The sequence below is a fragment of the Mucilaginibacter sp. 22184 genome, assembly GCF_052045695.1.
In the GTDB taxonomy this organism is placed as follows: Bacteria; Bacteroidota; Bacteroidia; order Sphingobacteriales; family Sphingobacteriaceae; genus Mucilaginibacter.
This window is the reverse complement of sequence record NZ_JBQEPI010000001.1, coordinates 661,863-685,871: the sequence shown is the minus strand read 5'-3', so window position 1 is coordinate 685,871 and position 24,009 is coordinate 661,863. Positions and strand designations below refer to the sequence as shown.

Genomic DNA, 24,009 nt, shown 5'->3' with positions numbered 1-24,009 from the left:
AATATCAACAATTCAGCATTTTATCATGGAATTGCCATCTCGTTCAGGTATAGTTAGCTTTTACGTTAGCTTGACACTGTTAAAAAAGAATAATATCTAATATTGCCCCCGTAATTTTTAACAGTATTTTAACATAGTGCGACTGGAAATTATTGATTTAGTCATTACTGCCGGTCAAAATAATACATACTACATTGATCAATCTTATACCCCACAAAACGCGTTTTAAAGGCAACATCAGCCATATCAATTTAATCCCTGCCTTAATAGTGATCTGCTGTCTCATTTGCCTTGGTTTACCAGGCAAATTAATGGCTAAAAGCACAACGCTTAAACAACCATATATAGCAGCGACTGATACCACAGCCGATTCTGTTCTATTAAAACGGCGGTTGATCAATAACGCGTTTGATGATATTTTTATACAAAACCTGCGGACATCCGAAGGCGGTAATGATTATTTTAACAAGATAAAGACCCAACTAACCGCCGATCTGGCGCCCAACTTTATCTTATTCCAAACCCCTAAATCGCGGTTTTTTGCCGTGTTTACAGCAAGGGTTAAAATACGTTTGCTGGCTTCACATGGAGCTCCGGTAAAATCGCCAAGCTTTATGCCGGGTGCTACTGTATTTTACAGGTTGAATGAGGATACTTATAAGCCGGAATTCCTATCGTTCGGTTACTCGCATCACTCCAATGGGGTAAGAGGGCCATCATTGAACCCCGACGGCAGTTTTAATCGCGACAGCGGCAAATTCACAACCAACTTTTATACCCTTACCTATTATACCGGCAAGCGCATTGATAAAAAGGACTTGATCATTAACCGTTACGATAATATAGCGCTTGAGGTACACGCCGGATTATTTGGCCTGGGCGTATCTGAAGGATTAAAGGATCACTACGGATTTATCAGGGTTAATGGCAGCCGCATGTATAATTTTGCCAAAGCGTATGATGATCCGTTGGAGAAAGGCAAAAAGGTGTATAAAAACTGGCAGCGTATCCGGTTTGACTTTACTTATATTGCCGACAAGTACGATAATTACTCGGCTGTTGATTTCAAGAAACGACTCAACGTAAGTTTGAAGTATTACTACCAGTTCCCTTTTATGCCAAGCACGGCATTTATGGTTGGTGGTGGTTACCGCGGGCAGGATGATTATAACCAGTTTTTTGAGGATAGTTACGGCTATGTGACCATTGGTTTGGCATCAGACCTATCATTCAATTTTGGTAAACATTAAGCCAAAAAAGGGAGTCATTTTTATATAACCATATTTTTACACGGCTATTCACAGCTGTTTGTAATTTATTTTTCATATAATCGTTTTAGCATTGAAAAAAAGCAGATATATTTAGCCCAACCTAATGGTATATCTTAATTAAATCTAAAACATTTATAATGAAAAAGACCCTTTTGAGCCTTATGGCTATTCCTGTGCTTCATTTCACGGTATCGGCCCAATCCAAAGGCTTTAAACCTTTATTTGATGGTAAAACAACCACCGGTTGGCATACCTATTTAAAAACAGGTTCTGGTGCATGGAAAGTTGTTGACGGCGCGTTACAGCTTGATCCAAAAGCCGAGGGCCAGGGCGACCTGGTTACTGATGGTGAATACGAAAATTATGAACTGAAACTGGATTGGAAAATATCCGAAACAGGCAACAGCGGAATTATTTTTGGTGTGCACGAAGACCCTAAATTTAACGAAACTTACCTTACCGGTATCGAAATGCAGGTATTGGATAACGCCAAAGCCAGCGACAACAAAAAAGCAAATCACCTTGCGGGCTCTTTATATGATATGAAGGCCCCTTCTGCAGATGTAGCTAAACCTGCCGGCGAATGGAATGCCGTAGTATTGCGTAAAAAAGATGGTCATCTAACTTTTTGGTTAAATGGGACTAAAATAGTAGAAACCGAAATTGGCAGCGACGAGTGGAAAGAATTACTGGCCAACAGTAAATTCAAAAACTGGACTGATTTTGCCAAATATCCAAAAGGTCATATCGCGCTGCAAGATCACGGTCACGACGTTGCATTCCGCAATATTTACATCAAACAGTTATAATATTTAAAAATGATTATGTTGTAACGCTTTGCGTTCGATATATTTATGCCATAAAACCAAATAAATGCAAATGCATGCCTGCGCGTGCATTTTTCTTCTCGTAACAGAGGATACACCTGATATTATATGAGCGATCTACAAATCAAGAAATCAGCAGAAACTTACGATGTGGTCATTGTAGGTTCGGGAGCTGGTGGCGGTATGGCTGGTTATGTGTTAGCCAATGCCGGTGTAAAAGTTTTAATGCTTGAGGCCGGAGCCTATTTTGACCCTGCCAAAGATTCACAACAATTAAAATGGCCATGGGAATCGCCACGTCGTGGCGCGGGTACTACCCGTCCTTTTGGCGACTTTGACGCTGCTTACGGCGGTTGGGAATTGGAAGGCGAACCTTACACAACAAAAGACAAAACCGAGTTTTACTGGTTCCGCTCACGTATGCTGGGCGGCCGTACCAATCACTGGGGCCGTATTTCATTAAGGATGGGGCCGCATGATTTTAAAGCTAAAGATGGCCTTACAGATGATTGGCCGATCACTTATGATGAAGTAAAGCCTTACTATGATAAGGTTGACCGCATGATTGGTGTTTATGGCACCAAAGAAGGTTTGGAGAATGAACCTGATGGCATCTTTTTACCACCTCCAAAGCCAAGGCTGAATGAATTGTATATTAAACAAGGTGCTATAAAAGCGGGTGTAACTACTATTGCTGGCCGTGGTTCGGTTTTAACCGAAGCCTTGCCTGGTAACAAAGATCGTGGCGCATGCTTTTTCTGTGGACAATGCGGTCGTAGTTGTAAAGTATACGGCGATTTTTCGGCATCATCATGTTTGGTTATCCCTGCTGTAAAAACGGGTAACTTAAAGGTGATCACCAATGCCATGGTGCGTGAAGTGTTGACTAATAAAGAAGGTTTGGCTACAGGAGTATCATACATCAGTAAAGAAGATATGCAGGAATACCAGGTTAATGCCAAAACGGTAGTGCTTGGTGCCAGCGCCGGTGAATCAGCTCGTATCCTGTTGAACTCCAAATCAGCAGCCCATCCAGGCGGTTTAGCCAACAGCAGCGGTGTTGTTGGGCGCTATCTGCATGATTCAACCGGATCAAGCGCCGGTGGTTTCCTGCCGCAACTGATGGATCGCAAACGCTACAATGAAGACGGTGTAGGTAGTGTGCATATCTACTCGCCATGGTGGCTGGATAATAAAAAACTCGATTTCCCGCGTGGTTATCACATCGAATACGGTGGCGGCTTACACATGCCATCATACGGTTTTGGTGGTGGTATCCATAACATGAATGGCGCGGTGCCAGATCGTAACGGTAAAAAGAAAGAGGCTGGTGGTTACGGCGCATCATTGAAAGATGATTACCGTCGTTTTTATGGTACCCAGTTTGGCATGGCCGGTCGGGGTACTGCTATAGCCCGCTATGATAACTATTGTGAAATTGATCCTAATGTAGTTGATAAGTATGGTATCCCAGTATTGCGTTTCCATTACAAATGGGCCGATGATGAGATCAAACAAGCCAAGCACATGCAGGATACCTTTCAGGAAATTATGCATAATATGGGCGCCATTTACGGTCCTCCACAAGGGGCTGATACCAATTACGGCTTAGAAGCACCGGGTAAGATCATCCATGAAGTAGGAACCATACGTATGGGTGACGATCCTAAAAAATCGGCGCTGAATAAATGGTGCCAGGCACATGATTGCAAAAACTTGTTTGTGGTTGATGCCGCTCCGTTTGTACAACAAGGCGATAAAAACGCGACATGGACTATCCTGGCCCTGTCTATGCGTACTGCCGAATATATTTTACAGGAAAGAAAAAAATTAAACGTTTAACAAGCCCCAATAAAATTAGTTATGAACAGACGTGACTCCCTAAAAGCTATAGGCTTTGGTACACTCTCAGCAGGATTATTACTGGAAGCCTGTAAAACCGATACTAAAAAAACAGGTGAAGAAGCTGCATCCACTCCTGCGGCGCCCGAAGCCGGTCGCCAACCGTTTGAGGTTGAACGCGATAAAAAGCTGAACGCCGATAAATTCTTTACCCCTGCAGAAATGGCTACGATAACCGTATTGGTAGATATAATTATCCCCAAGGACGAAAAATCTGGCAGCGCGACAGATGCCAAAGTGCCTGATTTTATTGAATTTATTGTAAAAGATATGCCTTATCACCAAACGCCTTTGCGTGGTGGTTTGCGCTGGCTCGATCTGCAATGCCTCAATCGCTTTGGTAAAACATTTACCGATAGCAGCCGCGCGCAGCAGATAGAGGTGATTGATGATATAGCTTACCCAGCTAAAGCAAAGCCAGAAATGGCCCAGGGTGTGGCATTCTTTAACCGTATGCGCGATTTGACAGCGTCGGGCTTTTTTACCAGTGAAATGGGTGTTAAAGATATCGGCTATGCAGGTAATGCTCCGGGGAAATGGACAGGAGTTCCTGCAGACATACTGAAACATTACGGTATGGAGAATGTATAAAAGCATCAGACAATAGATAAATGAAACGCCGGGTGATAAAATAGTCCGGCGTTTTTTTATGATTAAGATAAATTTTTTTGCCTTTAAGTAAAACTATAAATAATTGATAATTAAATGTTTAATGGGTATTGCGGACTTGAATTATCATTATTTTGTCAATTAGTGGTGGGTTAATATACCATTTCGGCAATTTGATACGTTTATCTACTTTGTAGGTTCACACCTGCAAATAGTGATAAGGTTTAGGTTTAAAGCCCCCAAGCAGCGAGTGCAAGGGGGCTTTTATTTTACATCGGATTTTATCGTCGCACTTAATAATAAAAATGCTTTATTTGCCTCAGGGAAATGTAAGAAGGTCACCATTCCAACGACTTTTAATTACCGTTTGAGTTTCAAATTTAATTATATACATGAGCGATCTGAGAAAGAAGTTGCATGACGCATGCGTAAATTATGTACGCAAAAGCATGGATGCGGCCGAGTTGGGAATCAAAGAGGCACAAAAGGCATCAAACGAAGATACCAAAAGCAGCGCCGGGGATAAGTATGAAACCGGCCGGGCTATGATGCAACAGGAAACCGACCGTAATTTAACCCAACTGAACGAAGCCAATAAATTAATGGTGGCTCTTAAACGGATCAGTGCCAATGGTACAAGCATTAAAGCCGAAATCGGCAGCGTGATCACGACGAATAATGGCAGTTTTTACCTGGCTATAAGCGCCGGAATCATTTCAGTTGACGGGAAAAACTATTTTGCGGTGTCGCCGGCCTCCCCTATTGGTGTCCTGCTCGCGGGTAAAGCAGTGGGTGACAGTTTCAGTCTCAATGGCAAACCTTATATCATTGAGGCTGTAAATTAGGCGATTCGGCTCAAATCGCACAGGTGTTTCGAGGAAACCTTTAACGCAAATGAGTATTATTTTGTTTTGGTTAAATGATATTTTAATTATTAAAAAAAATAAAAACGTTCATTCACAAATTCTTGCAGTAATCATCAAATATCTATTACTATATTTGATGTTAACAAAACGAGGCAAGTAAAAAAAGAACCTTGCTATTATAAATTAAAAATTGATGAACATATTTGCAGGAAGTCTTCCTTTTCAATTAGAGGAAGCCGATTTAAAAGAGCTTTTTGAAGCGTACGGTGAAGTAAGCACCGTAAAAATAATTATTGACAGGGAATCCGGAAGAAGCAAGGGTTTCGGATTTGTTGAAATGCCTGATGATGAGGCTGCCCAATTAGCTATTACCGGCTTAAATGGCTCTGAAGTTAGAGGTCGTTCAATTGCTGTAAGCCAGGCCGAAGAGAAAAAAGCGACTGACCGCAGAGGCGGCGGTGGTTACGGTGGTGGTAACCGCGGCGGTGGTGGCGGCTACGGCGGTGGAAACCGTGGCGGTGGCGGCGGCTACTCAAAAGATAGTAACAGAGGCGGCGGCGGTGGCCGTTGGTAAAATTATAAAATAGAATAGAACACCGGGGCTACATTACCCGGTGTTTTATTTTAAAAATACTGTCTGCGGCTCGTTGGGGATTATTTTTAGCGGCTGGTAAATCTGCCGGCAGTATATACTTATACATAAAATTAATCATCGGGTCTTATTTGTGTTTGTGATATCTCAGCAAGAGATTCATTAGTTTGCTGCTCAGCAAAATATTTGATAACACTCTCATCCTCCTTTTTTTGTTACCAGCGATGTAAAACATTTGTTGCCTGTGGTTGCTTTTTATTAAAAATAGTTAACTTAACATCATATTAAGCCTGTTTTTTATGGAAAGCAAAGAAAGCGCTATCATCCCGGCAATTGAGCCGTATGTAGAGGATAGCTCCAGGAGAAATTTTCTTAAACAATCATCATTATTAACAGCTGTTGCACTCACTCCTGAAATAGCCGCGAAAGCAGCTGGTTTGCATCTGAATGAGGAGATCGCCGCTGTTTTTGAAAAAATGCCTTTAAAAATGGAGGTGAACGGCAAACCCCGGATACTTTCTGTGGAGCCGCGCGCAACTTTGTTAGATATATTGCGCGAGCAGTTGGAGCTAACAGGTACCAAAAAAGGGTGTGACCATGGTCAATGCGGTGCTTGTACCGTGCATGTAGATGGCAGGCGGGTTAACTCCTGCTTAACCCTGGGTGTAATGATGAATGGCAAAAAGATCACCACCATTGAAGGTCTGGCGCATGGCGATCAATTGCATCCCATGCAGGAGGCTTTTATAAAACATGATGGTTTTCAGTGTGGTTATTGTACTCCTGGGCAAATCATGTCGGCGGTAGCCTGTATCCGCGAAGGGCATGCTGGTTCAGAACATGAAATACGAGAATATATGAGCGGGAATATTTGCCGCTGCGGAGCCTATCCCAACATAGTTAATGCCATACAGGAAGTTAAAAATGGAGGGCAGGAAGTATGAAGCAATTTCAATATGTTCAACCGGCTACCAGGCAGGCCGTATTGGAGGCAATTAATAAACCAGGGACAAAAATAATTGCAGGTGGTACTAATCTTGTCGACCTCATGAAACGTGGTGTTACTGCTCCCGATAAATTGGTTGATATTAATCACCTGCCACTAAAAAATATAACAGTAACCCCCCATGGATTATATATTGGTGCGCTGGCTTTAAACAGTGTGGTTTCCGAAAATAAGCAGGTTATTGAAAAGCAACCACTTTTAGCCATGGCGCTCAAATCGGGAGCATCTCCGCAGTTGCGTAATATGGCCACTGTGGGAGGTAACATGATGCAACGCACGCGATGTGGTTATTTTTATGATACCGCGATGCCCTGCAATAAACGTGTGCCGGGTTCCGGATGTGGGGCTTATGAAGGTGCTAACCGGATGCATGCCATATTTGGTGCCAGTTCGCAATGTATAGCGGTACATCCCAGTGATATGTGCGTGGCTTTGGCCGCCCTGGATGCTGTCGTGATCGTTGCGGGAAAAAAGGGAGAACACCGCGTGCCTTTTACCGAATTTCACCGCCTGCCTGGCGATCATCCCGAAGCTGACAATAACCTGGCTCCTGGCGAACTGATCACCGGTATAGAAATTCCAGATAATAACCTGGCAAAAAACAGCTACTATTTGAAAGTGCGCGACAGGCAATCATATGCTTTCGCCCTCATATCGGTTGCCGCGGCTTTGGATATTAAAAACGGGATCATACAAAATGCGCGCCTGGCTATGGGCGGTGTGGCACATAAACCCTGGCGATTGTTTGATGCCGAAAAAGCGCTCGTGGGTAAAAAGGCCTCAGAAGAAAATTTTCAGCAAATTGCCCAACTGGCTATGCAAGGCGCTAAAGCTTACGGATACAATTCGTTTAAATTAAAACTGGCCCCGGCAAGCATCACCGAGGCTTTAAAACATGCCGCAGGTTTAGTTTAATATCCTATGGAAAAAGCGATCAACATAAACCGGCCTTCATCATCAGATGGGATGAGCCGGATAGACGGACGATTAAAAGTTACCGGAGCAGCAAAATATTCTGCCGAATATGCTGTAGAAGGATTGACCTATGGAGTTTTAGCAGGCAGTACTATAGCTAAAGGCACCATTACTGCTCTTGATACTAAAGCCGCTGAACGGGCTCCAGGTGTATTGGCGGTGGTCACCTATCTTAACGCGCCAAAAGTTCCGGGTTTTCAACCTGACCAAAAAGGTATAAGGGCGCAGTTAAAAGTATTTAATGACGATAAGATATTTTACAACGGGCAACCGATAGCCCTGGTTATCGCCGATACTTATGAACGAGCCCTGTACGGGGCATCGCTGGTTAAAGCAACGTATAACAAAGAGGAGCATCAAACCAGTTTAACCGACAATTTTGGTAAAGGATTCCCGCCGCGCGGCGATGGTTTATATAAACGTGGTACCGAAGATGCCTGGAAATCGGCTCCGATAAAGTTGGAGCAGGAATATATAGTGCCTACCAATACGCATAATCCCATGGAGCTGCATGCCATTATTGCCCGCTGGGATGCTGACGATAAAATTACTGTTTGGGATAAAACGCAAGGGGTTAAAGCTACCCAGCGCGATATCTCGCAGCTGTTTAAGGTACCGCTTGAAAACGTACAGGTAAACTCCCGGTTTGTGGGCGGTGCTTTTGGCAGCGCGCTGCGCACCTGGCCGCATGAAATTGTAGCCATATTGGGCGCTAAAGCGGTTAAGAAGCCGGTTAAACTGGTACTTAGCCGCGCAGATATGTTCACCTCTGTGGGATACCGCCCGCATACCTGGCAAAAAATAGGTATCGGCGCTACTGCCGATGGTAAACTTACAGGGATTACCCACCAGGCTTACGGACAAACTTCTCCATATGAAAATTTTACCGAGGGGGCCGTTAATGTAAGTCAGAGCTTGTACGCGTGCCCAAATGTCAACACCAAATATAATTTAGTGGCCCTTAATTTGGGCACACCCACCTGGATGCGTGGCCCGGGCGAGGCTACGGGTTCATTCGCGCTGGAATCGGCACTGGATGAGCTTTCTTATGCTTTAAACATAGACCCTATCGAGATACGAATTCGTAATTATGCCGAAACTGATCCGGAAAATGGGAAGCCATTTTCAAGTAAGCATTTAAAAGAAGCTTATCAGCTTGGTGCCGACAGCATTGGCTGGAGCAACCGCAAACAACAGCCCGCATCAGTAAAAAAAGATGGTTGGTTTGTAGGTTACGGCATTGGTTGCGGTATGTTTGGCGCTTACCGGAGTGGTGCTGTGATCAAAGCAACCCTAAAAGCCGATGGCACATTGCATTTACAAAGCGCGGTAAGCGATATCGGTCCCGGAACAGGTACGGCTATGGTATTAATCGCGGCCGAACAATTGGGTATACCGGCAGATAAGATCAGCTTTGAAAACGGAGCTTCCGACTTACCACAGGCACCTACACAAGGAGGCTCGGCTACAACGGCAAGCGTGGGTTCAGCGGTGTACAAGGCTTGTGCCGACTTAAAAACAGAGTTTCAAAAATTAACAGGTAACAACACGAATGATAAACCCGATTACGCGCAAATATTGAAGCAGCATAATCTGCCATCAGTAGAAGTTACTTCCAAATCAGATGGTGGCGAAGGCCGGGATAAGTATTCGATGAACTCCTGGTCGGTACACTTTGTTAAGGTATTGGTGAACGCTTTAACAGGTGTAGTGAAGATAGATAAGGTTACTTCTGTTGCTGATTGCGGTACCATCATCAGTCCTAAAACCGCCCGCAGTCAGATTGTAGGCGGAGCTATTGGTGGTATAGGCATGGCCCTGATGGAAGAAGCGATTATAGACCATCGCTACGGTCGTTATATCAATAACAACTATGCCGATTATCATGTACCAGTGAATGCTGACATCCCGCAGATAGATGCCCTGTTTGTAAATAAACCCGACCCTATCCTGAACCCGATGGGCTCAAAAGGCATGGCCGAAATAGCCCTGGTAGGCATGGCCGCCGCGGTAGCCAACGCGGTTTATAATGCTACTGGTAAAAGGGTAAGAGAATTACCCATAACACCTGATAAGGTAATAGGGTAAGATGGTTGGTAATTTTATTTTCATAACCACACAACCAGAATTGCTTAACAACGTATTGTTATTGTATCATATATACTACTAACACTAAAAAAAACGTCTATGAAAAAATTAACTCTTTTAGCTTTATTTATTTGCCTTGGTGTTGTTGCTTTTGCACAGCGCAGGGTAGTTTGCTGTAGCAAACCCTCGGCAACAAGGCAGTTTGCCATGCTGGCCTCCAGCGAAAAATTCAGGGCTGCCCACAAGAATCCATTGCCTATTCACTTTCAAAGTTCTATTGGTACAGCTATCACTTATAAAACCGCTGATGGTAAAGAGTCAACCGCTTATTTACTGAAAGCTAAAAAGGCCACCAATAACTATATCCTGGTGATACACGAATGGTGGGGCTTGAATGATTTCGTAAAAAAAGAATCTGAAAAGATCTACAATGATCTGGGTAATGTTAACGTGATCGACCTTGATCTTTATGATGGTAAAGTTGCCAGCACAAAAGAAGAAGCAGGTAAATTTATGCAAGCCGTAAATGAAGATCGCGCGAAAGCTATTATCAACGGAGCCATTGCTTATACTGGTACTAAAGCGCGCATTGCTACCATTGGCTGGTGTTTTGGTGGTGGCTGGAGTTTGCAAACCAGTTTACTGGCAGGTAAAAAAGCTGCTGGCTGTGTAATGTATTATGGCATGCCCGAGCAGGATGTTAACCGCTTAAAAACATTGAATGCCGACGTGTTGGGTAACTTTGCCAATAAAGACCAATGGATAAACCCTAAAGTAGTGGGCAAATTTGATGCGGACATGAAAAAGGCAGGTAAAAAACTGTACCTGCATCAATATGATGCCGATCATGGATTTGCAAACCCAAGTAATCCCATTTATGACAGCAACGCTACCAAAGACGCGTACGCTAATACCATCGCTTTTTTGAAAGCACGGCTGAAATAAACAAAACATATCATATAATGTGATGTTATACCGGGCAAGCGAAAAGCTTGCCCGGTTTTTTTGTAACATTGCATAAAATTTACCTTTGACTACTTCTACAAAAAAAATAATATCCATTTCGCTTAAAGCGGCCGTACTGGTCATGGCCGGCTGGTATATATACCATCAGTTTTATAAAAAGAATGACGACCTTAAACAGTTTGAGGCCTTAACTGCTCAGATAAACAGTACCCATGTGTTTATAACTATGGGGATAGTGGTTTTGTTAATGGTGGTTAACTGGGTGCTGGAAGCGTTCAAGTGGCAATATCTGGCGAAAAGATTGGTGGATATCTCTATTTGGCAATCAATAGAAGCTGTTTTTTGTGGTCTTACCTGGGCTATTTCCACACCAAACCGGGTGGGCGAATATGGTGGCCGGGTTATGTTTTTGCCCAATCGCAAGCGTATACATGGCGTTTTTGCTATGGCGGTAGGCGCTTTTGGGCAAATTATTATGACCAACCTTTTGGGCCTGATAGCCATTGTATGGCTTTTCTATAATTACATTCCGGTGAGTGCCTGGTTATTTGCTTTGATCGTTCTTATGTCGGTATTGACGCTTGCTATATTGTTCATCTGTTTTTTTCATATCAAAGGCATCATTAATTTGATTAACCGGATAGCTTTTCTCCGGAAATATCACCGTTTTTTTGATATCATGGGCAGGTACAAAAAGCCCGAACTTGTGCGTATCCTGGCATTCAGCATGGCCCGTTATATAACGTTTACTGTTCAATACTGTATCGTATTTCACCTGCTTATTCCACAGTTCGCGTTTTTTCCAATGGTGATGATGCTGTTTGTTTATTTCTTTGTAACATCGGCTGTTCCTTCACTCGACCTGCTCGATGTGGGTGTGCGTAGCTTCACCGCCTCGCACTTGTTTGCCTATGTAACCGACCAAAAAATAGCTATTATTGCAGGCGTATCGTCAATATGGCTCATCAATTTAATTATTCCGGCCATTATTGGGTCTTTATTTGTTTTTAAACTCAAATTCTTTGATCGCACTGCATAGTTTTGTTTCGCTGTTTTTAACAGGCATTTACCTGCTACTGGTAATTTATTTGATACGTGGCTGGGGCAGAGTAAAGGTTACCCCGGTAAAAAGCACATCTTTTCAAACCAAGGTTACCATATTAATAGCGGCCCGGAACGAAGAAGAGCGGATCAGCCTGACTATTGAAGATGTTTTGGCCCAGGACTATCCCAAGCACCTTTTTGAGGTGATCATTGTTGACGATCACTCCACAGACAATACCGCGGCTATTATCAGCAGTTATGCCGATCAAGGGGTTAAATTGTTGCAATTACAGGAGGAACGCGCGCTTAACTCCTATAAGAAAAAAGCAATTGCCGAAGCTATCAAATTATCTACAGGCGAGCTCATGGTTGCTACCGATGCCGATTGCCGCATGGGGCCGGCTTGGTTATCATCTATTGTGGGTTACTACGAAACGAATGACCTGGTTATGGTATCATCGCCGGTAACGTATTTTGAGGAACGCTCCTTATTTGAGCTGATGCAGACCCTGGAGTTTGGTTACCTGATAGGTATTGGTGCCGCATTTATCGGCAATGGCCGAGCATCAACCTGTAACGGGGCTAATTTTGCCTATCGTAAAGATGTGTTTTATGAGGTAGGTGGTTTTGCCGGTATCGACGATCTGGCATCGGGTGATGATGAGTTACTATTGCAAAAAGTAGCCGAGCGCTATCCCGGCAGGATCGGGTTTTTGAAACAAACCGAAGCGGTAGTATATACTCATGCCAAACATACCCTACAAGAGTTTATGCAGCAAAGACGGCGTTGGGCTTCTAAATCAACCAAATACAAGGATAAAAAGGTGGTGGCCTTTGGCCTATGCATCTGGCTATTTAATGTTTCGCTATTGGTTAACGCGGCATTAGGCTTTTACGACCTGTACTTTTTAAAACTTTTCCTGGTTCAGTTTTTATTGAAATACTTGTTCGAGATCCTTTATCTGCTGCCTATAACCACGTTTTTCAGACGTACTTACCTGGTAAGCTTGCTTATTCTGCTCATTCCATTGCACATAGTTTACTTCGTGGTTATTGGGCTTATGGGCAATAACCATAAATACCTGTGGAAAGGCAGGGTGGTGAAATAACAAGCCTGTGAAAGAGCCTCACCTAACAGCGCAGCCATCATGTAATAATCCTCTGCAAAGGAGAGGACTTTAAAATAAAAGATATTTAGAACTCTCTCCTTTGGAGAGGGCTGGGTGAGGCTAAATAACAAACCTGTGTAAATATTAATTTCCCTGTTTGTTAATTGTGCCTATTTAAGCGATATTTAGCCGAAAGCAGCATAACTATTGGCAGATCTTACTCCATCCAAACGTACCTGGCAGGCGTTTAAACACAATAAAGTGGCCGTCGCCGGGCTTGTTTTTATTATACTTACCTTATTGGTAGCTATTTTGGGTTATTTAATTATGCCCGATCAGAGTCCGCATGCCAATAACATGACCATACAGTTGAGTATTAAAAAGCCGGGATCTTCTTTTATGATGCTACAGGTACGCAAAAGCGAGCCGGTTGATACCGTTGGTTTCTTTACCCGGATGTTTTTTGGTCAGCCATCATTTTACCGGGATATCCCCATTACCGGTTACCATTTTACGCAGGATTCCATTATTGTAAATGAATATATTGGCGATGAGGATAAGCCGGAAAGGAAAGCCTACAATATTTTTGAGGTAGTAAATGGAGTTAAATCGCGGTACCATTATGGTAAGGATCTGTTGGCTCCGGGTATTTCGACCAATAAAAGTAAAGAGATATATAAACGTTTTAAAGATAAGATTGTGGCCGATCAGATAATTACCCGCACCTTTTGGCTGGGTACCGATATTTACGGACGCGATATGCTAAGCCGGATGTTGTTGGGCACCCGTATATCACTGGCAGTGGGTTTGATGTCGGTACTGATCAGTATGTTGCTTGGGGTAACCATCGGTGCTATTGCTGGCTACTTTGGGGGTTGGATAGATGCTTGCCTCAGTTGGTTGATGAATATATTATGGTCTTTACCTGCCTTATTGCTAGTGATTGCCATATCATTTGCCTTAGGTAAAGGGCTATGGCAAATATTTATAGCGGTAGGTTTATCCATGTGGGTTGAAGTTGCCCGTCTGGTACGCGGCCAGGTGATGGGTTTAAAACAAGTAGAGTATATTGAAGCCGCCAGGGCATTAGGATTTAACAATGCCCGCATTATAACCCGGCATATTTTGCCCAATATAACAGGGCCTATCCTGGTGCTGGCATCGTCTAATTTCGCATCGGCCATATTGCTCGAGGCCGGGCTTAGCTTTTTGGGTTTTGGTGCCCAGCCGCCCATGCCTACCTGGGGCGGAATGATAAAAGAACATTATGGCTATATTGTCATGAACTCGGCGTACCTTGCCATCATTCCGGGTTTGGCTATTATGCTGTTGGTATATGCTTTTAACCTGGTTACCGTAGGTTTGCGTGATGCCTTCGATATAAAATCACAAAGTACACGCATTTAAAAATATTTTTTTACTTTAGTCTGTGACTACTAATAACAGATGCAATATATAGACGATAGTTCTGGTGAAGATGAATTAATCAGCTTGTTGCTCAAAAGACAGTCGGAGTTAAACTCCCTGTTAGAGATTACCCGGGCAATTAATAAAAACACCGCCACTCCTATACTCATACAAATGCTCGAAGTGATTTTGCAGAGTTATCTGCAGGTGGGTAAGCTTCGCTTTTTTATCGAGAAGGAGAATAAATTTGTCTGTATTTCCAAATATGGCGGCGAGATCGAGTCGGCCATCTTGCTGAGCCGGGCCTGTAACAAATTAAGTAAGATCAAATCGCCCGTTGCTATAACTGATCATCACGATCCCCTGCTTCAAAAATATAATTACTTCATCCCCATACATCACAAAAGCAAGGTTTTAGCTTATGCCCTCATTGGCGATTTTAACACCTCTGGCGAGATGCTTAACAACGACCTGAACTTTATTCAAACGTTGATGAATGTGATCATTGTGGCGCTGGAAAATAAAAAGTTGTTCCGGGAACGTTTGCAATCAGAGCGTTTTCAGCGTGAGATGGAGCTGGCTGTTGAAGTGCAAAATATGCTGATCCCCTTGCGCATGCACAAGGATGATAGTGTGGAGATCGGTGCCAAGTACCTGCCGCACCAAAATATCGGCGGTGACTATTTTGACTTTATCCGGCTGAACGAAAATGAGTTTTTGTGGTGCATTGCCGATGTATCAGGTAAGGGTATTTCGGCGGCATTGCTTATGGCCAATTTTCAGGCCAGCCTGCATGCCTGGGCGGCGGTAGAAGAAGACCTGACTAATATTATCGATCGCCTCAATAAAATAGTGCTGAGCAATACTAAAGGAGAAAGGTTTATAACCCTATTCCTGGCCCGGTATAACGAAAAGAAACGCAAGCTCAATTATATCAATGCCGGTCATAATCCGAGCATTTTGTACTCAGACGGAGAAGCCATTCCGTTAAAGTTAGGCACCACCATGATTGGTGTTTTTGAAGAGCTGCCGTTTTTAAATGAGGGAGAAATTGATATGGAGCCCGGTAGTTTGATATTTAACTACACCGATGGCCTCATGGATTTTGAAACCATCAACACCAAGATCTGGAATGAGGACAAACTGCTTGATTTTATAAAAGCCAACGGGCACTTATCGCCCGATAATTTGAATGACTCCCTCCTGGAACATTTGAACCATGTAGTTAAAAGCAAATCCATTGATGATATTACCCTGCTTACTTTAAGGATTTTTTAAATATAGTATCAAGTAGTCAGTATCAAGTATGACGGCAGCTGCATTCCTTTAAAACGTCTACAGGAAAATCTTGATACTTGATACTAGCTACTTGATACTTTCCCATATTTCTTATATTTGTCTATATGTTATCAGCCAGATACCAGTATGATTTGATTGAGGCGGGATGTGATGAAGCCGGGCGTGGCTGTTTGGCGGGACCTGTGTTTGCTGCCGCGGTAATACTCCCTCCCGATTTTGACCATCATTTACTGAACGACTCTAAACAGCTATCTGAAGAGATAAGGTATCAGCTGCGTGGCGAGATTGAGGAAAAAGCTATTGCTTTCGCCGTGGCTTCTGTTGACAACCTGGAGATCGACCAGATCAATATTTTAAATGCATCGTTCCTGGCCATGCACCGGGCTATTGAAAAATTGCATTTAATGCCCCAGTTTTTAATTATCGACGGTAACCGCTTTAAAAAATACCCCAACATCCCGCATGAATGCATCATCAAGGGCGATGGTAAATTTTTCAGCATAGCCGCAGCCTCAATTCTGGCCAAAACCTACCGGGATGATTATATGTTGCAGATAGCGGCCGATCACCCTGAATATGACTGGCATAGCAATAAGGGTTACCCTACAATTAAACATCGCGAAACGGTAATGAAGATAGGCTATACACCATATCATCGTCGTACTTTTCGTGTAACCGATCCGCAGTTAAGTATTTTTTAACGATGGCTTTGATTCCGGCATTCAGGTTGGTATTTTTGCACCAAACCAGGAATCCATTGAAACCATCATGAGCTAAAGGTTCACAAACCGAAATGAGTAAAACGGCTCATGATAGCTTCATTGTCATTAAAAAACAATTTGCCCTGATGAAAATCCTTATTTTAACTCACCGAGTGCCGTTTCCGCAAAACGGAGGCTATGCCATTGTGGTATGTAATACCATAAAAGGCCTGGTTGCGCTTGGACATAAGGTATCGCTGGTGGCTTTAAATGCCCAAAAATACAATGGTAACCCGCAAGAGGTGACGGATGACCTGCTGACTAAAATAAATTATACTAGCTACAATATCGATATCAGTATATCCATGCTCGATGGACTGGTAAACCTGATAACAAAAAAATCAAACGATATTGACCGGTACTATGATGCCGAGTTTGAAAAATTGCTGATACGCGAGCTTCGGCAAACAGCCTATGATATTATTCAGTTCGAGGGTTTGTTTGTAACGCCCTATTTGGCGGCTATCCGTAAACACTCCAGGGCTAAACTGGTTTATCGCTCGCATAATATCGAACACCAGGTATGGGAACGATTGGCGCAGCAAAAAAGTGATCTGTTTAAAAAATGGTATCTGCGTATGCTGGCCCGGCGGGTAAAGGACTATGAGTTGCAGCAGTTGAATAAAGTTGATGCCATTGCCGTTTTTACAACCGAAGATAAAAACACCATTCTGTCATACGGAACCTCCATCCCGGTCGAAATATTCCCGGTAGGGATTGATCTTACCCAGTATCAGCCCGATTTTGAGAAAACGGAATTTCCCAGTCTGTTTTTCCTGGGATCATTGGACTGGCTGCCTAACCGTGAAGGTATAGAGTGGTTTATTGATCATTTTCACAAGGATTTGACCGATGGTGATCTGCGTGTAAAGTTTTATGTTGCCGGCCATAACATCCCCGAGCGCTTTGATGATTACGAAGTAATGGGTAAAATATTTATTCAGGGCGAAGTTGACGATGCCTTTGAATTTGTAAACAGCAAAGCCATTATGATTGTACCGCTGTTATCGGGTGGAGGCATGCGGGTGAAAATTGTAGAGGGGATGGCTATGCAAAAATGTATCATTTCCACATCCATTGGTGCCGAAGGTATAAACTTCGAGAATGGCACCAATATTATTATAGCTAATGATCAGGATGAGTTTTATAATGCTATTGAGCGTTGTATCACCGATGAGGAATATTGCCGTACCATAGGCACAAACGCCCGAAAGTTGGTTGAACAGCAACACAATGTAAATGCGGTAACGCATGATCTGGCACAGTTTTACGAAAAACTAACCCCCTTTTATCAGGGTTAAGCGCTTTAAAATCAACATTGACCGAGTGTTAGCTATGCTCGAAAATTCAACCCTCATCAATCTCTCAAAATTCCCGTCAGAATAATTACTTTTGCGGCATAAACGTTAACGATGAAGAACACTGCCTTAACAGATACACACATTAAAGCCGGTGCCAAAATGGTGCCCTTTGCTGGTTACAATATGCCTGTGCAATATGCCGGGATAAATGCCGAACACGAAACTGTACGTAAAGCGGTAGGTGTATTTGATGTAAGCCACATGGGCGAATTTATTTTAAAAGGTGATCACGCCCTTGACCTTATACAACAAGTTACCAGTAATGATGCTGCCAAACTATATGACGGCAAAGTGCAATATTCTTGCCTGCCAAATGAAGACGGCGGTATTGTAGACGATTTGCTGGTTTATCGCCTCGACGAGAAAACCTATATGCTGGTGGTTAATGCATCCAACATTGAAAAAGACTGGAACTGGATATCAAAGTATAATACTTTTGGTGTGGAGATGAAAAACATATCAGACCGCACCTCATTACTGGCTATTCAAGGTCCTAAAGCTGCCGAAGCGTTGCAAAGCCTTACCGAGGTTGACCTGGTATCTATGGAGTATTACACCTTTAACAGGGGCAAATTTGCCGGTGTTGATAATGTGATCATATCTGCCACAGGTTATACAGGCGCAGGTGGTTTTGAGATCTATTTCGATAACCAATATGCCGATCAGATCTGGGACGCTATTTTTAAAGCCGGCGAACCATTTGGTATTAAACCTATTGGCTTGGGAGCACGCGATACCTTACGCCTGGAAATGGGATTCTGCCTATATGGTAATGATATTGATGATGCCACCTCGCCATTAGAAGCCGGTTTAGGCTGGGTAACTAAATTCAGCAAAACATTTACCAATTCTGAAGCGTTGCAGCAACAAAAACAAGCTGGCGTGAGCCGTAAACTGGTAGGTTTTGAAATGATAGACCGTGGTATTCCTCGTCATGATTATCCGATTGTTGACGCCGATGGCAATAATATAGGCAGGGTAACCTCCGGAACACAATCGCCATCGTTACAAAAAGCTATTGGCATGGGTTACGTGAATACCGAAGTTGCCAAAGAAGGCGCCGAAATATACATCAGCATCAGGGACAATAAAGTGAAGGCTAAAATTGTAAAGCCGCCTTTCTATAAATAGTCATTTCCTTCGGGGCATTGGATCATTAAGTCATTTTTTTGGCTCATTGCTACAATGACCTGATGATTTAATGATACAATGACTAAATCACAAATGAATAAAAGTTTAAATGTTTGCCTTACCCCTGCATTGCTACCGCTTTATAATGTAGAGGAGTATATTGTAGTGGTTATTGATATTTTCAGGGCAACATCATCTATATGTTATGGTATTGAAAACGGTGCTGAGGCTATTATCCCGGTATCACAGGTTGAAGAGTGTTCCGCGTATAGAGAGAAAGGGCTGGATTACCTTCTGGCAGCAGAACGTGATGGAAAAGTAGTAGATGGATTTGATTTTGGCAACTCGCCATTCTCCTACACTGCCGAAAAGGTGGCCGGTAAAACGGTAGTGCTTACTACCACCAACGGTACACACGCGCTGCATTTATCACGCAGCGCAAAGCGTATTGTTATTGGCTCGTTTTTAAACCTTACCGCGTTAAGCAACTGGTTAAAAATGCAGAACGAAAATATATTACTGGTATGCGCCGGCTGGAAAAATAATTTTAACCTGGAAGACACCCTGTTTGCCGGTGCTGTAATTGAACAGCTAAAAACAGAAGGTTTTGTACTGGATGATGCCGCCCTTGCTGCTAATGATCTTTTTCAACTGGGTAAAGATGATATCAACCTTTATCTCAAAAAAACATCACACGGTGAACGCCTCAAGAAGTTGGGCATCGAAAAGGATATTGAGTTTTGTCTGCAAATTGATATTACAACCGCAATCCCCGTGTTAGAGGGAGAGCGGTTGGTGAGGTTGGTTTAGGTAAGGTTCTCCAAAAATTAATCATCACGTCATTGCGAGGAGGAACGACGTGGCAATCCCCGATAAGCCGGGCCTCTCTGTATTTTAGGAATTGCCACGCTGCGATCGCAATGGCGCGCTGAGATAATAGAGGCAATCATTCCGCTTGTTTTATCCCTCTTCTCTTTCTCCACGCCTTAAACATCCAGTAAATAATCGCTGTAATTACCAGCAAAGGCCATATTGAAATTATTCCGAAAAACAGGTTTTTTAAAGTATCCCATCCGGCAATAATTGATGTTTTAAATTTATTGGTAAACCGGTCGTCAATATTCTGGGTGGTTGCTTTGGTGTAAAAAGTAATGTCAAAAGAGCTGTAAGCAATTTGTTTATTGAGGTAGTTCAATTGTCCTTGTGACGATTCAATATCACTGCGGATCTCTGTTAGTTTATTCTCTATCTCCAGCAGATCCGAGATCTTGGTTCCCTTTTTGAGTAATTCCAAGTACCGGTTCTCCAGGATCTTTTTATTATCCAGCCGGGTTTTCATATCGATGTACCGGGTAGTAACATCGGTCACAGAAATGTTTTTGGTATCGATCTTATCAGCCGATGCCGATACTGAATCAACCAGGAAATCGAAATACCTGGCCGGGATACTTATTTTTAAATTATACTCCTTACGGTTGATATCGCTGTTGGTGGTTTGATTATCCTCATCCACGTAGCCACCATATTTTTTGAGCGCTTGCAGGATCCTTTTACGGGCAGTGTTAATATTGCTGGCTTCAAACTCAATAGTACCGCTTTTGATGATCTTTTTTGTGGTATCACGAACCTGATCAGCGGCATTAGTGTAGCCGTTACCTCCGGCTTGATTTTTAGCTTTTGCGTCAGACTCTAACAAGGATACATCTTTCTCTACAACTTCATTATCCGGTTTTACAACTGGAGGTGCAAATTGAACAGCCGTTTCTCCTTCTTTATGATGGCTGGGGCCGCATGAAGACAGGGTGATTAATAAGGTAATTGAAATAAGATAAGCTTTCATAACAAGGCTAATTAATGTGTTACCATAAATTCTGATTAGCCTTGTAAGGTTACATTGAAACAAAATTAAATTCCAAATAAATTATTATTTCAAAATATAATTTTGTTTTAATGTTTTATTTCAGCTTATCATTGTTCTTATGCCGGTCGGCATCACGGATGCTTTTCTTCTCCAAATTCTTTTCCAGCGCATCCGTGAGGTCAATTCCGGTTTGGTTAGCCAGGCATATCAGTACAAACAACACATCAGCCATTTCATCAGCCAGGTTAACCTCTGTATCCGATTTTTTGAATGATTGCTCACCATACTGCCTCGCCATAATGCGGGCCACCTCACCTACCTCCTCCATCAAAATGGCCGTATTGGTAAGCTCATTAAAATACCGGATACCCATGGTTTTTATCCACTTATCTACAAGATGCTGCGCTTCTTTGATTTCCATAATTTTTTTTCACGAATTACACGAATTTTGTCGAATTACACGAATTGGTATGTGCGAATTAACAGGGAGGGTTCTTAAAACGAAGGATTTATCAGAAGATCACTTTTTGATAATTTAAGGATGAGGCACCGAAATTAATAACGATCCCTAAACGTAAACCGGAGGCTTTTAGATAATTTAATGTTTGTTTGATGTACGGTTCACCAATGTAGTTACCGACCTTTATCTCCAGGATAATGGTATCGTATACTACAAAATCGGCGATAAAGAAATGTTTGAGCTTTTGTTCTTTATAAACGATGGTGTAAGGCTTTTCCCGGACGAAAGGAATCCCAGATCTGATAAATTCAAATTCCAGCGCATCTTTATAAACGGCTTCTTTAAATCCGTGTCCCAGTATTTTATGCACCTCAAAGCAGGCACCAATAATTTTGTAGGACTCTTCCTTAAATAACAACTCAGCCATAACAATAAATCGACACTAATTTCACGAATTAAGACCAATTACACTAATAAAAATTAGTGTAATTCGATCCAATTAGTAGAATCCGTGCTCATTTGTTTTTAGTGATTGTCTTTATCCTTTGTATCCATGATGATGGTCACAGGCCCGTCGTTCACCAGGCTGATCTTCATATCTGCTCCAAAAACGCCTGTAGCTATCTTTTTACCGGTTAGTGTTTCCAGCGTTTTGATCATTTGCTCGTATAGGGGTATCGCTTTATCGGGCCGGGCGGCTTTGATAAAAGATGGGCGGTTGCCCTTTTTGGTTTGTGCAAACAAGGTGAATTGAGAGATCAACAGGATATTTCCGTCAACATCAGCCAGGGCTTTGTTCATCAATCCGTTTTCGTCGCCAAAAACACGCATGCCGGTAATTTTATTGGCCAGCCAGTTCAGGTCATCTTCCGTGTCTGCCTCCTCAATCCCCAATAAAACCAGGAGTCCTAGTTTAATAGCGCCCGTTACCTTGCCATCAACTGTACAGCTGGCTTGGGTAACGCGTTGTAATACTGCTCTCATTGTTAGAAACTTTAAGGTGGCAAGTTAGTAAGAGTCGGGAATCAAGATACAAGAAACAAGACTTTTTATTTGGATTTTCACCCGTTTGCTGTCTCTTGATTCTCATATCCTGTTTCTTATGCAACAAAACCGCAATTTTTTGCTCAAAAAAAACTAAGTTCGCAACCGCTATTATGTTTTTTAATTAATAGGTACAAAATGACAACAAAAAGAGGCTTTACCACTACCATTTTACATGACGATCGCTTAGGGAAACCAGAGCATGGCTCATTGCATAAACCCATACATACTTCAGTAACCTATGGGCACGAGGATGTGCAGGATCTGGTTGATATTTTCCAGAACAAGAAAAAAGGATACGCTTATTCGCGCCAGGGTAATCCCACCGTTACCGCTTTGGAGCATAAGGTAACCAATATGGAAAAAGGATTATCATCTGTTGCTTTCTCAACTGGTATGGCGGCAATTTCGGCTACGGTAATGGCCCTTGTAAAACATGGCGATCATATTGTTGCCAGTTCATTCCTGTTTGGTAATACACGCAGCATCTTCCAAACCTATATTGATATGGGTTTGGATATTACTTTTGTTGACGCTACCGATGTTGAAAATGTACGCAACGAAATTAAAGCCAGCACCAAAATGGTGTTTGTGGAAACTATTGCCAACCCTGCCACACAAATAGCCGACCTGGAAGCTATCGGCGAGCTTTGCGCGCAAAAGAGCATCATTTACATGGTAGATAATACCATGACCTCGCCTTATTTGTTTAACCCTGTTGATGTTAAAGCAAGTTTAGTGATTAACTCCTTAACCAAATATATTGGCGGCCATGGCGATGCGCTGGGCGGCTGTGTTACCGATACTGGTTTGTTTAACTGGAGCAACTATCCTAATATTTTCGAAACCTTTAAAAAACAGGTAAAACCCGAAACACTGGGCCTTACCCAGATTCGCAAAAAAGGATTAAGAGATTCAGGCGGAACTTTATCTCCCGAGGCCGCACATACCATTTCTGTTGGTGCCGAAACACTGGCCCTGCGTTTGGAGCGTGCCTGTAACAACGCGTTTGCACTGGCGCAGTATTTTGAAGCACATCCTAAAATTAAAAAAGTATTTTACCCGGGTGTTGCAAGTCACCCACAGCATGAGCGTGCCGGTAAACTATTCAAAAAATTTGGCGGCCTGATGAGCATCGAACTGGATGAAAGCATTGATTGCCTGTCCTTTTTAAACAAGCTGAAACTGGTAATAAAATCAAGTAACTTGGGCGATACCCGCACCTTATCTATCCCGGTTGCCCAAACCATATTTTTTGAACTCGGTGCCGATAAGCGTGCCGAAATGGGCATCCCCGAAACCATGATCCGCCTGTCGATAGGTATCGAAGACCTCGAAGACCTGATGGCTGATTTTAAAGAAGCCCTGGGATAGAGACAGAGTCAAGATATAAGAGTCAAGAATCAAGACAAGAGTGGGAATGAGATCTT

At 42.8% G+C, this 24,009-nt stretch carries 23 protein-coding genes; 19 read left to right on the top strand and 4 right to left on the bottom strand.

Annotation, left to right across the window (positions count from 1 at the left end; all coding sequences use genetic code 11):
- Nucleotides 1-311 precede the first annotated feature (311 nt).
- From ACTJKG_RS02900 to ACTJKG_RS02815, 18 genes are all read left to right on the top strand, one after another.
- Nucleotides 312-1,250 carry a hypothetical protein gene (locus tag ACTJKG_RS02900; protein WP_440738298.1) on the top strand — a complete coding sequence of 313 codons (939 nt, stop codon included), beginning with the start codon at nucleotides 312-314 and terminating at the stop codon, nucleotides 1,248-1,250.
- A 158-nt stretch (nucleotides 1,251-1,408) separates the two neighbouring features.
- Nucleotides 1,409-2,080 (top strand): 3-keto-disaccharide hydrolase, encoded by a 672-nt coding sequence (locus ACTJKG_RS02895; protein ID WP_172334355.1) that lies wholly within the window; start codon nucleotides 1,409-1,411, stop codon nucleotides 2,078-2,080.
- Between the two features lie 126 nt (nucleotides 2,081-2,206).
- Nucleotides 2,207-3,940 (top strand): GMC family oxidoreductase, encoded by a 1,734-nt coding sequence (locus tag ACTJKG_RS02890; protein ID WP_440738297.1) that lies wholly within the window; start codon nucleotides 2,207-2,209, stop codon nucleotides 3,938-3,940.
- Nucleotides 3,941-3,961: 21 nt separating this feature from the next.
- Complete coding sequence (locus tag ACTJKG_RS02885; protein ID WP_172334357.1) at nucleotides 3,962-4,591, top strand: gluconate 2-dehydrogenase subunit 3 family protein; 630 nt, start codon at nucleotides 3,962-3,964, stop codon at nucleotides 4,589-4,591.
- A 410-nt stretch (nucleotides 4,592-5,001) separates the two neighbouring features.
- A complete protein-coding gene (locus tag ACTJKG_RS02880; protein ID WP_440738296.1) occupies nucleotides 5,002-5,454 on the top strand; it encodes a 3-oxoacyl-ACP synthase in 453 nt (150 codons plus the stop codon).
- A 214-nt stretch (nucleotides 5,455-5,668) separates the two neighbouring features.
- On the top strand, nucleotides 5,669-6,049 hold the full coding sequence (locus ACTJKG_RS02875; RefSeq protein WP_172334359.1) for an RNA recognition motif domain-containing protein: 381 nt from the start codon (nucleotides 5,669-5,671) through the stop codon (nucleotides 6,047-6,049).
- A gap of 317 nt (nucleotides 6,050-6,366) precedes the next feature.
- A complete protein-coding gene (locus tag ACTJKG_RS02870; protein ID WP_440738295.1) occupies nucleotides 6,367-7,011 on the top strand; it encodes a (2Fe-2S)-binding protein in 645 nt (214 codons plus the stop codon).
- Nucleotides 7,008-7,988 (top strand): FAD binding domain-containing protein, encoded by a 981-nt coding sequence (locus ACTJKG_RS02865; RefSeq protein WP_440738294.1) that lies wholly within the window; start codon nucleotides 7,008-7,010, stop codon nucleotides 7,986-7,988. The genes ACTJKG_RS02870 and ACTJKG_RS02865 overlap by 4 nt, the downstream gene beginning before the upstream one ends.
- Before the next feature lie 6 nt (nucleotides 7,989-7,994).
- Nucleotides 7,995-10,136, top strand: a complete 2,142-nt coding sequence (locus ACTJKG_RS02860; RefSeq protein ID WP_440738293.1) for a xanthine dehydrogenase family protein molybdopterin-binding subunit — start codon at nucleotides 7,995-7,997, stop codon at nucleotides 10,134-10,136.
- Between the two features lie 99 nt (nucleotides 10,137-10,235).
- Nucleotides 10,236-11,081 (top strand): dienelactone hydrolase family protein, encoded by an 846-nt coding sequence (locus ACTJKG_RS02855; RefSeq protein WP_172334362.1) that lies wholly within the window; start codon nucleotides 10,236-10,238, stop codon nucleotides 11,079-11,081.
- An 85-nt stretch (nucleotides 11,082-11,166) separates the two neighbouring features.
- A complete protein-coding gene (locus ACTJKG_RS02850; protein WP_440738292.1) occupies nucleotides 11,167-12,141 on the top strand; it encodes a hypothetical protein in 975 nt (324 codons plus the stop codon).
- Complete coding sequence (locus ACTJKG_RS02845) at nucleotides 12,125-13,255, top strand: glycosyltransferase family 2 protein (RefSeq protein ID WP_172334364.1); 1,131 nt, start codon at nucleotides 12,125-12,127, stop codon at nucleotides 13,253-13,255. The genes ACTJKG_RS02850 and ACTJKG_RS02845 overlap by 17 nt, the downstream gene beginning before the upstream one ends.
- Before the next feature lie 207 nt (nucleotides 13,256-13,462).
- Entirely contained in the window at nucleotides 13,463-14,662 is a 1,200-nt protein-coding gene (locus ACTJKG_RS02840; protein WP_440738291.1) for an ABC transporter permease, read from the top strand.
- Between the two features lie 39 nt (nucleotides 14,663-14,701).
- Nucleotides 14,702-15,940, top strand: coding sequence for a PP2C family protein-serine/threonine phosphatase (locus ACTJKG_RS02835; RefSeq protein ID WP_172334366.1), 1,239 nt, complete (start codon nucleotides 14,702-14,704; stop codon nucleotides 15,938-15,940).
- 125 nt (nucleotides 15,941-16,065) lie between these two features.
- Nucleotides 16,066-16,662 carry a ribonuclease HII gene (locus tag ACTJKG_RS02830; RefSeq protein WP_172334367.1) on the top strand — a complete coding sequence of 199 codons (597 nt, stop codon included), beginning with the start codon at nucleotides 16,066-16,068 and terminating at the stop codon, nucleotides 16,660-16,662.
- Between the two features lie 146 nt (nucleotides 16,663-16,808).
- Complete coding sequence (locus tag ACTJKG_RS02825) at nucleotides 16,809-18,023, top strand: glycosyltransferase family 4 protein (RefSeq protein ID WP_440738290.1); 1,215 nt, start codon at nucleotides 16,809-16,811, stop codon at nucleotides 18,021-18,023.
- Nucleotides 18,024-18,134: 111 nt separating this feature from the next.
- On the top strand, nucleotides 18,135-19,214 hold the full coding sequence (gcvT, locus tag ACTJKG_RS02820; RefSeq protein ID WP_172334369.1) for a glycine cleavage system aminomethyltransferase GcvT: 1,080 nt from the start codon (nucleotides 18,135-18,137) through the stop codon (nucleotides 19,212-19,214).
- A gap of 93 nt (nucleotides 19,215-19,307) precedes the next feature.
- Complete coding sequence (locus tag ACTJKG_RS02815; RefSeq protein WP_440738289.1) at nucleotides 19,308-20,024, top strand: 2-phosphosulfolactate phosphatase; 717 nt, start codon at nucleotides 19,308-19,310, stop codon at nucleotides 20,022-20,024.
- A gap of 136 nt (nucleotides 20,025-20,160) precedes the next feature.
- Here the strand turns inward: ACTJKG_RS02815 and ACTJKG_RS02810 are convergent, their stop codons facing one another.
- The 4 genes from ACTJKG_RS02810 to dtd form a co-directional block, all read right to left on the bottom strand.
- Entirely contained in the window at nucleotides 20,161-21,054 is an 894-nt protein-coding gene (locus ACTJKG_RS02810; protein ID WP_440738288.1) for a DUF4349 domain-containing protein, read from the bottom strand.
- Between the two features lie 115 nt (nucleotides 21,055-21,169).
- The gene (locus ACTJKG_RS02805; protein WP_172334372.1) at nucleotides 21,170-21,496 is read right to left on the bottom strand and encodes a nucleotide pyrophosphohydrolase; all 327 of its coding nucleotides are present in this window, start codon (nucleotides 21,494-21,496) and stop codon (nucleotides 21,170-21,172) included.
- 91 nt (nucleotides 21,497-21,587) lie between these two features.
- Complete coding sequence (locus ACTJKG_RS02800; protein WP_440738287.1) at nucleotides 21,588-21,962, bottom strand: GxxExxY protein; 375 nt, start codon at nucleotides 21,960-21,962, stop codon at nucleotides 21,588-21,590.
- Between the two features lie 98 nt (nucleotides 21,963-22,060).
- A complete protein-coding gene (gene dtd / locus ACTJKG_RS02795) occupies nucleotides 22,061-22,519 on the bottom strand; it encodes a D-aminoacyl-tRNA deacylase (protein ID WP_440738286.1) in 459 nt (152 codons plus the stop codon).
- Nucleotides 22,520-22,717: 198 nt separating this feature from the next.
- Here dtd and ACTJKG_RS02790 point away from each other — a divergent pair, with 198 nt between their 5' ends.
- Entirely contained in the window at nucleotides 22,718-23,953 is a 1,236-nt protein-coding gene (locus tag ACTJKG_RS02790) for a cystathionine gamma-synthase family protein (protein ID WP_440738285.1), read from the top strand.
- Nucleotides 23,954-24,009 lie beyond the last annotated feature (56 nt).

What these genes read in the sequence shown, in the direction of transcription:
- ACTJKG_RS02805 (WP_172334372.1), bottom strand. Translation starts at nt 21,496, where the DNA reads ATGGAAATCAAAGAAGCGCAGCATCTTGTAGATAAGTGGATAAAAACC.
- ACTJKG_RS02860 (WP_440738293.1), top strand. Translation starts at nt 7,995, where the DNA reads ATGGAAAAAGCGATCAACATAAACCGGCCTTCATCATCAGATGGGATG.
- ACTJKG_RS02900 (WP_440738298.1), top strand. Translation starts at nt 312, where the DNA reads ATGGCTAAAAGCACAACGCTTAAACAACCATATATAGCAGCGACTGAT.
- ACTJKG_RS02790 (WP_440738285.1), top strand. Translation starts at nt 22,718, where the DNA reads ATGACAACAAAAAGAGGCTTTACCACTACCATTTTACATGACGATCGC.
- ACTJKG_RS02865 (WP_440738294.1), top strand. Translation starts at nt 7,008, where the DNA reads ATGAAGCAATTTCAATATGTTCAACCGGCTACCAGGCAGGCCGTATTG.
- gcvT (WP_172334369.1), top strand. Translation starts at nt 18,135, where the DNA reads ATGAAGAACACTGCCTTAACAGATACACACATTAAAGCCGGTGCCAAA.
- ACTJKG_RS02875 (WP_172334359.1), top strand. Translation starts at nt 5,669, where the DNA reads ATGAACATATTTGCAGGAAGTCTTCCTTTTCAATTAGAGGAAGCCGAT.
- ACTJKG_RS02810 (WP_440738288.1), bottom strand. Translation starts at nt 21,054, where the DNA reads ATGAAAGCTTATCTTATTTCAATTACCTTATTAATCACCCTGTCTTCA.
- ACTJKG_RS02825 (WP_440738290.1), top strand. Translation starts at nt 16,809, where the DNA reads ATGAAAATCCTTATTTTAACTCACCGAGTGCCGTTTCCGCAAAACGGA.
- ACTJKG_RS02855 (WP_172334362.1), top strand. Translation starts at nt 10,236, where the DNA reads ATGAAAAAATTAACTCTTTTAGCTTTATTTATTTGCCTTGGTGTTGTT.
- ACTJKG_RS02880 (WP_440738296.1), top strand. Translation starts at nt 5,002, where the DNA reads ATGAGCGATCTGAGAAAGAAGTTGCATGACGCATGCGTAAATTATGTA.
- dtd (WP_440738286.1), bottom strand. Translation starts at nt 22,519, where the DNA reads ATGAGAGCAGTATTACAACGCGTTACCCAAGCCAGCTGTACAGTTGAT.
- ACTJKG_RS02895 (WP_172334355.1), top strand. Translation starts at nt 1,409, where the DNA reads ATGAAAAAGACCCTTTTGAGCCTTATGGCTATTCCTGTGCTTCATTTC.
- ACTJKG_RS02815 (WP_440738289.1), top strand. Translation starts at nt 19,308, where the DNA reads ATGAATAAAAGTTTAAATGTTTGCCTTACCCCTGCATTGCTACCGCTT.
- ACTJKG_RS02885 (WP_172334357.1), top strand. Translation starts at nt 3,962, where the DNA reads ATGAACAGACGTGACTCCCTAAAAGCTATAGGCTTTGGTACACTCTCA.
- ACTJKG_RS02870 (WP_440738295.1), top strand. Translation starts at nt 6,367, where the DNA reads ATGGAAAGCAAAGAAAGCGCTATCATCCCGGCAATTGAGCCGTATGTA.
- ACTJKG_RS02830 (WP_172334367.1), top strand. Translation starts at nt 16,066, where the DNA reads ATGTTATCAGCCAGATACCAGTATGATTTGATTGAGGCGGGATGTGAT.
- ACTJKG_RS02800 (WP_440738287.1), bottom strand. Translation starts at nt 21,962, where the DNA reads ATGGCTGAGTTGTTATTTAAGGAAGAGTCCTACAAAATTATTGGTGCC.
- ACTJKG_RS02890 (WP_440738297.1), top strand. Translation starts at nt 2,207, where the DNA reads ATGAGCGATCTACAAATCAAGAAATCAGCAGAAACTTACGATGTGGTC.
- ACTJKG_RS02835 (WP_172334366.1), top strand. Translation starts at nt 14,702, where the DNA reads ATGCAATATATAGACGATAGTTCTGGTGAAGATGAATTAATCAGCTTG.